General features: G+C 51.6%; 11 protein-coding genes. 6 read left to right on the top strand and 5 right to left on the bottom strand.

Going from position 1 to position 12238, the window contains the following annotated elements; all coding sequences use genetic code 11:
• Positions 1–23 precede the first annotated feature (23 nt).
• The 6 genes from G523_RS19270 (at position 24) to hflX (ending at position 8178) form a co-directional block, all read left to right on the top strand.
• The gene (locus G523_RS19270) at positions 24–2249 is read left to right on the top strand and encodes a sensor histidine kinase NtrY-like (protein WP_022695447.1); all 2226 of its coding nucleotides are present in this window, start codon (positions 24–26) and stop codon (positions 2247–2249) included.
• Entirely contained in the window at positions 2249–3631 is a 1383-nt protein-coding gene (gene ntrX, locus G523_RS0112730; protein ID WP_022695446.1) for a nitrogen assimilation response regulator NtrX, read from the top strand. The genes G523_RS19270 and ntrX overlap by 1 nt, the downstream gene beginning before the upstream one ends.
• Before the next feature lie 9 nt (positions 3632–3640).
• Positions 3641–5020: a Trk system potassium transporter TrkA gene (gene trkA, locus G523_RS0112725; protein WP_022695445.1), complete on the top strand. Its 1380-nt coding sequence runs from the start codon at positions 3641–3643 to the stop codon at positions 5018–5020.
• 132 nt (positions 5021–5152) lie between these two features.
• Positions 5153–6445 carry a TrkH family potassium uptake protein gene (locus G523_RS0112720; protein ID WP_162141051.1) on the top strand — a complete coding sequence of 431 codons (1293 nt, stop codon included), beginning with the start codon at positions 5153–5155 and terminating at the stop codon, positions 6443–6445.
• A 150-nt stretch (positions 6446–6595) separates the two neighbouring features.
• Complete coding sequence (hfq, locus tag G523_RS0112715; protein ID WP_022695443.1) at positions 6596–6853, top strand: RNA chaperone Hfq; 258 nt, start codon at positions 6596–6598, stop codon at positions 6851–6853.
• A 74-nt stretch (positions 6854–6927) separates the two neighbouring features.
• Positions 6928–8178: a GTPase HflX gene (gene hflX, locus G523_RS19265; protein ID WP_233347301.1), complete on the top strand. Its 1251-nt coding sequence runs from the start codon at positions 6928–6930 to the stop codon at positions 8176–8178.
• 13 nt (positions 8179–8191) lie between these two features.
• Here the strand turns inward: hflX and mazG are convergent, their stop codons facing one another.
• The 5 genes from mazG to tmk are packed head-to-tail and all read right to left on the bottom strand — an operon-like array spanning position 8192 to position 12234.
• On the bottom strand, positions 8192–8989 hold the full coding sequence (gene mazG, locus G523_RS0112705; protein ID WP_022695441.1) for a nucleoside triphosphate pyrophosphohydrolase: 798 nt from the start codon (positions 8987–8989) through the stop codon (positions 8192–8194).
• A 21-nt stretch (positions 8990–9010) separates the two neighbouring features.
• Positions 9011–9838, bottom strand: coding sequence for an MBL fold metallo-hydrolase (locus G523_RS19260; RefSeq protein ID WP_022695440.1), 828 nt, complete (start codon positions 9836–9838; stop codon positions 9011–9013).
• Positions 9838–10629, bottom strand: a complete 792-nt coding sequence (locus tag G523_RS0112695; RefSeq protein ID WP_022695439.1) for a TatD family hydrolase — start codon at positions 10627–10629, stop codon at positions 9838–9840. The genes G523_RS19260 and G523_RS0112695 overlap by 1 nt, the downstream gene beginning before the upstream one ends.
• A complete protein-coding gene (locus G523_RS20415) occupies positions 10629–11648 on the bottom strand; it encodes a hypothetical protein (RefSeq protein WP_155802726.1) in 1020 nt (339 codons plus the stop codon). The genes G523_RS0112695 and G523_RS20415 overlap by 1 nt, the downstream gene beginning before the upstream one ends.
• Complete coding sequence (tmk, locus tag G523_RS19250; RefSeq protein ID WP_022695437.1) at positions 11599–12234, bottom strand: dTMP kinase; 636 nt, start codon at positions 12232–12234, stop codon at positions 11599–11601. Before tmk ends, G523_RS20415 begins: the two co-directional genes overlap by 50 nt.
• Between the last annotated feature and the right edge of the window lie 4 nt (positions 12235–12238).

Raw genomic sequence — 12238 nt, 5'->3', positions numbered from 1 at the left:
GGTAACGCAACGGAAGATTGCCATTGCTGCGTATTCTTGATCAGTCAGTATTCCGTTTTTTTGGTCGATGGACGCAGTTTGTGTTCCTTCTGGCGAGCTTTATCGCCGTTATCGTAACCTTGGTTTCTTTTTCTGGATTTGGCCCGATCAGGCCTGCTTCTGCATCCATGATCGGGCTCCAGATTGTAAACTTCATCCTGATCGGAGCTCTGGCGTTTTATGTCATCCGTGACTTTTACGCCCTGTCCAAACAAAGCGAAACATCCACTCGCGCACAGGGCAGCGGAAAGCTCGCCAGACAATTCGCAATGTCTTTCGGATTCGCTGCCGTCATGCCGGCGATTCTCGTCGCATTGTTTTTGGGTACATCTCTGAACCGAGGCATTGAAAATTGGTTCTCCGAGCGAATTCAGAGCATCGTTGAGACAAGTGCGGATGTCGCGCGATCAAACCTTCAGTCTATCGCCGATGACATCAGGCTTGATGTCGGAATTATGGGGCTCGACTTGAACGCGGCCGTCGTCGGTTTTGAAACTGAGCCCGAGATTTTCACCGAGTTCTTGGTTCAGCAAGCGAGTTTTCGTGAGTTTCCGGGCGCGTTTCTATTGAACGAGACTGGAGATATCGTTCTGGCCACCGACGCGCAGAGCCGACGGTCATTCCAGCCGCCTCGTGCAGATATGTTTGCAACAGCGCAAGCAGGTGATGTTGCTGTGCGATTAGATAACTCTACGTCCCAGTTCTGGGCGCTCTATAAGCTACAAGCGTTTGACGAAACGTATCTCTACACCGCGCGCCCAATCGCACCTCAAATGCTAGAAAGCCTTGTTCAGGCAGAACAAACTGTTAGCGACTACCGTCTTGCAGAAGACCGTAGCCGCAGATTGCAAGTGATCTTCTTACTCGGTTTCATCCAGATTACAGTGCTAATTCTTTTGTTCTTCCTGAGGTTCGGCGTTCGATCAGCGGCGGAGATTTCCAGCCCGATCCTTCGTCTTGCTGATGCTGCCGACGATGTTCGGCGCGGTTACCTCAAGGCTCAGGTTCCGATGCCAACGAGCGATAATGAAGTTGCAGACCTCACAGCATCTTTCAACGCAATGACCGAGCAACTGCTTGAGCAACGTGACACTATCGATTTGGCGCATAGGGATGCCATTGAGCGTTCCCGATTTATTGAAACAGTGCTTGAAGGGGTGTCTGCCGGCGTTGTTCGCACCGATGAGAATTTACGTGTAACTCTCGCCAACCGGTCGGCGAGAGGGATGTTTCCTCAACTTGATAGTGATGGAGAAGTTTGCCTCTTCGAGGTCCTTCCTGAGTTCGCACAACTGGTCGCCGATGCTCTGGAAGACAATTCACGACGTGAGAAGACAATCGTCATCGACGAAGGAGGCTCTCAGACACACTTCGTCCTGAGGATCTCACCGGAAGCAGGTGAAGAACCGGGGTGTATCATTACATTCGATGACAATACCCGTCTTATCAACGCTCAGAGGCAGACGGCCTGGCGAGACGTGGCGCGCAGAATCGCGCACGAAATCAGAAACCCGCTTACTCCGATCCAATTATCAACAGAGCGTCTTAAGCGTCGTTATCGCAAGCTGATTGATGAAGACGATACGGTTTTCGACAAATGTACCGACACAATCCTTCGTCAGGTCACTGATATTGGCCGGATGGTAGAAGAATTTTCTTCCTTTGCTCGGATGCCAAAACCTGAGGTGCGCGAGTTCGATCTTATGGAAATCGTGCGCAGTTCTATTTTTGGCAACAGACTGACGCTTCCAGAAATCAATATCAGCCTCAAATCGGAGCTGCGGAATGTGGAAATGGCGGGCGATGATCGATTACTGGGGCAAGTCCTGACAAACCTGATCAAAAATGCTGGCGAAGCAGTCCGTCGTCGTTTCGAAGACATCGAAACCATCGAAGACGACAAGCCAGAGATCATCGTGAGCGTGGAAGCGACCAGCGATACGGTCACGGTAGAAATCGAAGATTCTGGGCCGGGTTTTCCACGCGAAAATCGGAGCCAGTTCCTGGAACCGTATTTTACAACACGGGAGCAGGGAGTCGGCCTCGGCCTCGCTATCGTGAACCGGATTGTATTGGATCACGGTGGGCACCTGACGTTGCTCGACCGTAAAGATGGAAAATGTGGAGCTCGAGTGGCGGTTCAGTTGCCTATCTCGGGTCCGTCTGAAGAAACTGTATCTAGCTGGGCTCTTTCGGAGGAGCGTGTGTAATGTCTGCAGAAGTTCTAGTTGTTGATGATGAACCTGATATCCGCGACCTCGTTGGAGGAGTGCTTGAGGATGAAGGGTATATCGTCCGCACGGCTTCAACCGCTGAAGGTGCGTTAGCGGCAATCTCTGAGCGTAAGCCCGACCTTGTAGTGCTAGACGTCTGGCTTCAGGGTAGCGGCATGGACGGCCTTGAGATGCTTCAATACCTGAAGTCCATCGACGAGATCATGCCTGTAATTGTGATTAGCGGTCACGGGTCTATCGAGACCGCCGTCACTGCCATTCGGCGCGGCGCGTATGACTTTCTCGAGAAGCCGTTCAAATCAGACAGACTTCTGGTCATAGTGGAGCGTGCTCTGGAGACAGCAGCGCTAAAGCGCGAGAATACCGCGCTTAAAGTGCACGAGTCTGTCGGTGACGAGCTATTAGGCAATTCTGCCGCAGCGACCCAGCTTCGTCAGTCCATCGAAAAGGTTGCGCCCACCAATTCAAGAATCCTTATTTCAGGACCGCCAGGATCAGGTAAGGAACTCGCTGCAAAAGTTATTCACGAAAACTCGAAAAGATCCTCCAGGCCATTTATCGCCGTCAATGCTGCGTCCATCACACCTGACCAGATGGAAGTGGAACTATTTGGCCGTGAAGACGTGGACGGAAAAGTTCAGGCTGTTGGGCTCTTCGAGCAAGCTCATCGCGGAACACTGTTTCTTGATGAGATTGGCGAAATGCCGCTCGGCACACAAAACAAGATACTGCGGGTGCTGACTGAGCAACGATTCAAACGTGTAGGAGGCAAAGCAGACGTGACTGTAGACGTCCGGCTGATAAGCTCGACTACGTCCGACCTGAAACAAAAGATTGAACGCGGAGATTTCCGTGAGGACCTGTTTTTCCGCGTCAACGTCGTGCCTCTTTCAGTGCCTTCCCTCGCAGACCGTCGGGAAGACATTCCGGATCTGGTCCGCCATTTCGTCATGCGATCCCGAAGTTCTCTCGGCCTCAGTCCGAGAATGTTCAGTGATGAGGCATTGGCTGTTCTTCAGTCTGCGCCATGGCCGGGAAATGTGCGGCAGCTGAAAAACATTGTTGAGCGCGTACTCATCCTCTCCGGTGAGAATCGGGGTTCGGTCCAACCACACGAGCTACCAAACGACGAGACCGAGTATGGACGCGAGGCCAAACCAAAAACATCGCTCGAAGTCATCGGAATGACTCTGCGGGACGCACGAGAGCAATTCGAAAAGGAATACCTTTCCTTGCAGATTACGCGTTTTGGCGGGAATATCTCGCGGACGGCCGCGTTCATCGGAATGGAACGGTCTGCATTGCACCGGAAACTCAAGTCTCTTGGTGTCGATCCATCTAACTCTACGCGAGACTAGGTTCGGGACATGAAAATTATCATCTGTGGTGCCGGCCGCGTGGGACAGGGGATTGCGCGCCGTCTTTCGCTGGATGGGCACAGCGTCGCTGTGATCGATGAAGATCCGGCTCTCATACAGTCCATTACGTCTGAGCTGGAAGTGCAGGGCTTTACCGGTCATGCAGCGCACCCGCAGGTGCTTCGCGCCGCGGGCGCCGATGACGCTGATATGCTGGTCGCGGTCACGTATTCCGACGAAGTCAATATGGTTACATGTCAGGTCGCTCACGTTCTCTTTCAGGTTCAGACGAAGATTGCTCGTATTCGGTCTCGCGCATATTTTAGTAAACGATCTGGCGATCTGTTTGGCCGAGATGGTCTGGCGATTGACGTCGTTATCTCGCCTGAAAAAGCCGTTGCCGATTCTGTTATTCAGCGGCTTGAAACGCCGGGTGCGTTTTTTTCCGTCCCGTTTTCGAATAATAAAATCCGCGTTGTGGGTCTTGATGTCCACAAAGATATGCCGCTGGCGCGCACGACTCTTTCACAATTGGATGAGCTGTTCCCGGGCTTAAATATCCAGATTCTTGCGGTCCTTCGAAACGACCATTTGTTTGCAATACGGCCTTCTGACCAATTGATTGAGGGCGACAAAGTCTATCTCGCTATTGAAACCCAGCAAACAGACAGACTAACCGAACTTCTTGGAATTAACCCCGGTGGAGACCAGCGGGTCATCATTCTCGGTAGCGGTAATATCGGCATGTATGTCGCCGAACAGCTTGAGAAGAGAAAGGGCCGAAAGGTTCGCTTGATCGAAAGTGATCTGAAAAACGCGGAACGCGCAGCGGCGCAATTAAGTCGTTCGATCATTATCCACGGAGACGGCCTCAACCCGGAGATTCTTCAGGAAGCAGGAATTGATAAAGCGGACGCCGTGATCAGTTTGACGAATGACGACAAGGTGAACCTGCTCGCATCTGCTATGTCAAAACGCCTGGGCGCTAAAAAGACAATTTCACTGGTGAATGCGCCCGAGCTTGCAATGATACATCGACCGCTGGATGTCGATGTGATGGTTGACCCACGTGCCGTCACCGTTTCACAAATTCTTCTGCGCTTGCGTCGTGGACGTATCCTGTCTCTTTTCTCGATTGCGGGCGGGAGAGGGGAACTCGCCGAAGGCGAAGTGCTTGAGCATTCCCTGCTTCTGGAGAGCGACCTTACGCGCGACACACTGCCTGAAGGCGTCGTCGCCGGCGGTTTGCTACGTGATGGGGAGGTGCTGATGCCGAAAAAGGGCCTGAAGGTCAAAGTCGGCGACCGCGTAGTCCTGTTCTATGAGAAAGATCGCGTCAAAAAGGTAGAAAAGCTTTTCCGCGCGAGCTCTGCATATTTCCTCGGATAGAAGAAAGATCGCCGATCTGTGAACTGGATTATCCTGATACGCGCGCTCAGCGGCTTTTTCGCAGCTCTCGCTGTGCCCACGACGCTTTGCGCGCTCTGGGCGTTCGGAAATGACCATTACGTTCAGGCGTCCTTGTTCATCCTCGTATTGACCATTCTCTTAGTGGGAAGCGCTGTATTCCGCATTGCATCGAAAGGTCACCGCACGTCAGAAGCCCGGCCACGGGATGTTATCGGCTTTTTGATAGCGGCATGGATATCGCTGGCATTTCTCGGAGCGATTCCCTTTGTGAATGCTGCCGGCGATCGCTTGGTGGTCGCCCTGTTCGAGTCGGTCTCGAGCGCGACGACAACAGGAACAAGCTTACTACCGGAGGAGTTCAGCCTGCTTGCAAGCTTGTTTGCGTGGAGGGGTATTCTTCACCTCACTGGCGCAATCCTGTCTATTGGCGGCATGGTCATGGTCGTAAGAATGGTCGGCACGTCTGTGCCAGGCCTTGATGCTAAGACGACCGCTATTTCATTACCGGGTATTGCACACCAGGGATTGTTTCGAATTTTTTGGGCAGTCGGCGCTCTTGTCTTGGTGCTCTCTGTCGTCTCCGGAGCTTTGTTATTGATCGATGGCTATGCGATCAGAGAAGCATTCGGCTTGTCGGTCAGCGCTGTAACGTCAGGGCGAGTTTTCGGAATCGATGAGGCCGCAGATTCAATGTCGACATTCGGGGCAACAGTTCTAATCGTCACGATGTTCATCGGAATGTTGAATGCTGTTCTGATATTCAATTCGCCACGGAAGCCTCTTGAGCTTCTGTTCGATGCTGAAACAATCACATTGGCGACCATTGCAGTAATTTTGTCCGCTCTGATCTTTGTTCTGTTCGACGGCCAGCATCATCTTGCGACCGCGATCGGCGTCGCTGTTTCCATCATGTCCACATCGGGCTTGTTTATTTCTCCTGGACATCTTCTTGATATTCCGGTGCCCGTTCTGCTGTTTTTTGGTTTTATTGGCGGGGCTGCAATCTCTGCGACCGGAGGCATGAAAATCTATCGGATGCTCGTTTTGCTGAGTCAGGCTGGGAATGAATTCTCCAAGCTAGCACAACCTCATGCAGTGACACGCGCTCAGGCAAACGAATCCCAGATACCGGCCAGATTTGTTCTCACCGTCTGGGCTTATCTTGTCGGTTTTGCGATGCTCTCCATTGTCCTTGCTGCCATTCTTGCCCTCAATGGGGCGACCTTTGAGCAAGCAATCGTGTCGTCGCTCGGTAGCATTACGAATTCGGCAGCGCTTTTGACACTCGAATGGATCGATAACTCATGGTCGCGCACTTTTTCCGAACTGATTCTATCCATCTTTATGGTATTGGGGCGATTGGAGCTTCTTTTGCTTGCGTCTTTGTTTTTCAGCGACCGCTAATCAGGATTTCGTGGTCTATTTTAAGTTTTTTATTATGCAGCACACAGTATTTCGCGTTTGCGACAACAGAACCCGTTGCGATTTATCGATAAAAAAGTTAGCGCAGTAGTCAGAGCCTAGATCCAAATTGAAAATAAGAAAGACTCCAGGATGTCGTCGGACAAAAAACAAAATCTTCAAGACACATTCCTAAATGCCGTCCGCAAATCGCGTACTCCGCTCACAATCTTCCTTGTGAATGGCGTAAAACTGCAGGGCGTTGTCACTTGGTTTGACAACTTTTGTGTGCTCCTGCGTGGCGACGGCCGTCCACCTCAACTGGTTTACAAGCATGCGATCTCTACGATCATGCCAATGCAGCCAGTTCAGCTCTTCGAAGCTGATGACATGGACGACGGACACGGTTGATTTCGTCAACAGACGCTAATTCGGAACCGGTTGTCTCAGCCGCTGTGATCCCTCTGATAGAGGGCAGGGCAGTTGTGCGCCAAACGCTTCGTGAAGAAGAAACTCGAGGGCTCGTAGAAGCCCTCGGGAGCGAGTGCGCGTTTGTAAAAACAGTGCACATTCGAAATCCAAGTCCCTCGCACCTTTTCTCGTCGGGAATTCTCGATAATATTCGACAAGAGCTGGAACAGAGCCGATGCGAGCTGTTCGTCGTCGACGGTAATCTAACGCCAATCCAACAACGTAATCTTGAGCGCTATCTGTCGTGTAAGGTAATCGACCGTACGGGACTTATTCTCGAGATTTTTGGTTTGCGTGCCCGCACAAAGGCCGGCCGGTTGCAGGTAGAGACAGCACGGCTGGCCTATGAGAGATCACGTCTTGTGCGAACCTGGACCCACCTGGAACGCCAGCGTGGTGGACGTGGCTTCATCGCCGGTCCCGGCGAAACGCAGATTGAATCCGACCGCAGAATGATTGACGGCGCTTTGCTGCGACTCAAAAAGCAATTATCGGAAGTCGAACGAACGAGAAATGTCCAGCGGTCAGATCGCAAGTCCCGCGACCTGCCTGTAATCGCTTTGGTGGGCTACACGAACGCCGGAAAATCAACACTGTTCAACGCGCTTTCATCAGCGAACGTTTTCGCGAAGGACATGCCTTTCGCAACGCTTGATCCCACGATCAGGGCAATCGAATTGGATTCCAACCATAAGGCAGCCTTTGTCGACACTGTCGGCTTCATAACAGACCTGCCAACCAGTTTGATTGAGTCCTTCAAAGGCACGCTCGAGGAAGCCGTCGAGGCTGACATCATCCTGCATGTACACGATGCGTCATCACCGGATGTATACCAACAATCGGAAGACGTCATCGAGATTTTGGACAGCCTTGAAAAAATGGTCGGTACCACGCTTCCACCTATCCTCGACGTCTGGAACAAGATTGATCGTTTAGATGAGGCTGAACGTGAAAGCCTAGAAGCAAGAGGCGAGGACCCGCTGACGGGGAGGGAGAGGGTATTTATCTCAGCTACTACGGGAAAAGGCCTTGAAGAACTTAAATCTTCAATAAAAACAATTATCTATAGACATACTCAGAGTTATGTGATAAGGTTCGATACAAACTCGGGCAAAGTTCGTAGTTGGCTTTATCGGAACACAGAAGTTTTTGATATCGAAGATGATGCTGATAGCATGCAGACAACGGCAACCGTGCGATTGGATGCGAGGGCTTTTGGACAGTTGAATTCCAGGTTTTCGGACGTTGTCATAAGCAAAGCCTAGCGGGGGCTCATGCTTACTGCTGCTGTGCACCTTTAACGCGCTGCCACAGCGCTTCCTGTTCCTTAAGAGATAAGGTCTCAAAGTCAGTTCCTTCAGCTCGCGCAGCCGACTCCATTGCTTCGAAACGTCCTTCAAATTTTGCATTCGCTTTTTTAAGAACGTCCTCAGCTTGGAGGCCAGATTTCCGGCACACATTCACGAGCACAAACATCAAGTCGCCCAGCTCTTCTTCAATGTGCCGTAGATTGCCGGAAGAGGTTGCTTCCTTCACTTCCGTCAGTTCCTCATCCACTTTTGACAACACGGCTTTGACATCAGGCCAGTCAAATCCGACACGAGCTGCACGTTTCTGAAGCTTCTGAGCGCGGATCATAGCTGGAAGCGTACGCGCTACGCCGCTGAGGGCGCCGACGGGCTTATCGCCAGAACCGATGTCGGCTCTCTCCTTGGCCTTTTGCTCTTCCCACGCGATGGTTTGCGCATCTGCATCGCGATGCTCTGCATCTCCGAACACATGCGGGTGGCGAACTTCCATTTTATTAGAGATCGCCTCTGCAACATCGTCAAAATCAAAGTAGCCGCTCTCGTTCGCCATTTGAGAGTGGAACACGACTTGGAACAACAAATCTCCGAGTTCACTCTTTAGTTCATCATAGTCCTCCCGTTCAATCGCATCGGCTACTTCGTAGGCTTCTTCAATCGTGTAGGGAGCTATAGTTTTAAAATCTTGCTCGAGATCCCACGGACAGCCCGTAACCGGTGTACGTAGGGCCTTCATAATGCCGCGCAGTCGATTGATTTGCTTTGTCATAGAGCGCTCCGCTAGCTGAAACTAAAAATACGCATAATCAATATTATGGGAAACAAAGCCTGCGTAACCATCATATCCTACGTTTACATGGGCGGGCGTTTCTCGCATCACCGTTTCATAGTCCATGTCGATATGAAGATTAGTCAGAACTGCCCGCTTTGGCGCTAATGTTTCAACCCAATCCAACGCTTGTTCCAAATTGGCATGCGACGGATGTTTAGCGTAACGCAATGCATCCAGCACAATCACATCCAGACCGTGCAGCCTTTCTAATGATGCCTCCGGTAATTTCGCAACGTCATTACAGTATGCGAAATTTCCAATTCTGAAACCCAGACTCCTGATGGACCCATGCTCCTGATCCACGGGCATAATGTGGACGGGAAAAGCACCCTCTTCGACCACAAACGGTCGATAGGCTTCAATCACCGGCTTTGCGTCGAGTATTGGCGGATACGAGGACTGCTCAGGCTGACGAAAGCAATAACTGAACCGTTCTGTCAGATCCCTCATTGTGAAATCATCGGCATAGATTGGCATTCGCTTGCGTTGCTCATATACGAGAACGCGCAGGTCATCGATACCATGCGCCTGATCGGCGTGCGCGTGGGTGTAGAGCACGGCGTCGACGGTTCTAATATCATTTCGAAGAAGCTGCTCGCGCACCTCGGGTGACGTGTCGATGAGCAGCGACACAACCTTGCCCTCACTATTTTTAATTTCTACGTGGGCGCTACACCGCGAGCGTCTGTTACGTGGATTGTCTGGGTCACACACTCCCCAGTCATTCCCAATTCGAGGTACGCCGCCGGACGATCCAGTGCCGAGGAGCGTAAATTTCAGCTCCATCAGGCCGCTTCCTCGCTTGTGGATATCCTTGAGAACAAACGCAGAGCATTTTGCGTGGTTTTTTCTGCCGTTTCCTCAAAGCCCCAACCTTTGAAATCGCCGACATACTTGCAAATGTGCTCTAGATACGCAGGCTCATTGCGGCGCCCACGCATTGGTACGGGCGCCAGATACGGACAGTCGGTCTCAAGAATAATCCGATCATCCGGAAATAGCTCAGCTACGTGGCGCACATCGTGCGCGTTTTTGAACGTCACAATTCCAGAAACGGAAAAATAAGCCCCAAGTTCGACTGCGCGCCGGGCCAGTTTTTCGCCACTGGTATAGCAATGCATGAGAATACCGAATGGCTTTCGCTTGAAGTGTTGTTCCAGCAAATCACCGGTTTCCTCGTCCGCCTCGCGCGTATGAACGATAACCGGAAGCCCTGTTTCCTGAGCAGCTTCAATCTGTGCGCTGAAGACCTTCTTCTGATCATCGACGTCGCTATACCCGTAATGCTGATCCATTCCAGCTTCGCCGATGGCGACGACCTTCAGATCCACCGCGCGCTCTACGAGCCAATCTGACGTAAGCCATTGGTGATCTTTGGCATAGTGCGGATGGCAGCCTACAGAACGCCACATGTCGGAGTTCTGCTTTGTGATCTCGGCGATGGCTTCGATGTTTTCGGGTTTGTCACAGATAGAAAGAAACCGCGTTACTCCAGCGTCCCGTGCACGCTTCAGGACGTCTTCCCGGTCTTCATCATAAACTTCACCATGCAGATTTACGTGGGTATCAAACAGCATCAGGCCGTAGCTCTCATTTCATTAGACAAGTCACGCACCAAACCTAGAAGCTGCGATGATTGTTCCGCCAGATCGAGATTTAATCGCCGCGCTTTAGTTCGGACATTGTAGAGTCTGGACCAGTAGGACGCGTATAATGATCTGGCACGGCCAGACGACTCGCTCTGAGCCATGTCCGAGAATTTCTTTGCTAGAAAACTCGACGCGAGCTCCAGATGCAATTCAGTTTTACTGATCTTTGCCATGACTGACGGCATTCGGTGAGCTGAAATGCCTGGCCAATCTACCATGGCCGCTTTCAAGTCACGTAACATCTCAACCCCGCCATCAAGAGCCGCCATTTCTCGTAGGCGCCCAGGTGACCCCTCGCACAAAATGAGCAGCTCTTCGTTGATATCGTCATCGCCCAGGCAAGCTCTGAGATCGGCGTCTTTCAAACGGCTGAAATTCAATTTCACGCAACGAGACCTGATCGTCGGCAACAAACTCGCGGATCCGTGATGAATAAACATAAGAAGACATTTTTCCGGAGGTTCTTCGAGCGTCTTCAACAAGGCGTTGGCGCTGTTCGCATTGAGCTCATCCACAGAGTCTACAATGGCGACCCTGTAGCCTCCCTGAGCCGCTCTCAGTTCGAAAAAACCGTTCATGTCACGGATGACGTCGACAGAAATAGATTGTGGTATTTTTCCGTTGTTATCAGGTACTCGTTGCACCTGTCGGAAGTCAGGGTGAGCTCCAGTCGCAATCTTATGCGCGATCTCATCCTCGTCGTTGACAGTCAGCGATCCTTCCCCAAGTTGATAGTCTCCGCCCAAAACGACAGATGCCAACATGCGAGCAGCATGAGCCTTGCCGACTCCAACCGGTCCTTCAAAGAGCCATGCATGTGGAAAACGACCGCTATTAAAACGGTCAAGGAAGGCTGAAACAGCGATATCGTGTCCGAGAAGCTTTTTCATAATCGCTTTATTCGACCTTTGTGATGGTCGATGTAATGATTTCGTCTGCTGCGTCAATCAGTTCATCCGGCGTCTGCAGCGCATTGAGTACCACGATCCGATGCGGCTCAGCCGACGCGATGTTCAGAAACCGCTTTCGCACTGTTCTGTGGTATTCAATCGACCGTCGCTCAAAGCGATCGGTGTTTTGCCCGCGTTGTTGGCGCCTTTCAAGCAAATCAGACGGTTCTGCATCAAGAAGAATTGTAAGATCAGGCAGCAAGCCACCGGTCGCGAGCGCTTCTATTTTTTCAAGGTCTGAACCGCTGATCCGGCTCCCCTGATAGGCGCGCGTAGAGTCGATGTAACGATCACACAATACCCAGTTGCCATTCTTCAACGCAGGATCAATCTTTTGCTCGACATGGTTCCGCCGTGCCGCAGCCAGAATAAGTGCTTCTGTAGTCGGCGAGGCATCTTCCTCATTGAACCTAGGATCGAGCAAAACATTACGTAATGCTTCTGCGATGGGCGTTCCACCTGGCTCACGGGTGCGGACAACGTCTGCGCCACGGCCTTCCAATCGAGAGGCCAAGCCCGTGAGCAAGGTCGTCTTACCCACGCCTTCGCCGCCTTCGAACGATATGAAAAGGTTCTTTGTCACCCGC

It is taken from the genome of Ponticaulis koreensis DSM 19734 (assembly GCF_000420665.1).
GTDB classification, from domain to species: Bacteria; Pseudomonadota; Alphaproteobacteria; order Caulobacterales; family Hyphomonadaceae; genus Ponticaulis; species Ponticaulis koreensis.
Note: the sequence above shows the minus strand (reverse complement) of the source record. Positions and strands in the feature narration are given on the sequence as shown.

Coding starts and splice junctions, on each gene's coding strand:
- ntrX (WP_022695446.1), top strand. CDS start 2,249: ATGTCTGCAGAAGTTCTAGTTGTTGATGATGAACCTGATATCCGCGAC.
- trkA (WP_022695445.1), top strand. CDS start 3,641: ATGAAAATTATCATCTGTGGTGCCGGCCGCGTGGGACAGGGGATTGCG.
- hfq (WP_022695443.1), top strand. CDS start 6,596: ATGTCGTCGGACAAAAAACAAAATCTTCAAGACACATTCCTAAATGCC.
- mazG (WP_022695441.1), bottom strand. CDS start 8,989: ATGACAAAGCAAATCAATCGACTGCGCGGCATTATGAAGGCCCTACGT.
- G523_RS19260 (WP_022695440.1), bottom strand. CDS start 9,838: ATGGAGCTGAAATTTACGCTCCTCGGCACTGGATCGTCCGGCGGCGTA.
- G523_RS0112695 (WP_022695439.1), bottom strand. CDS start 10,629: ATGCTGTTTGATACCCACGTAAATCTGCATGGTGAAGTTTATGATGAA.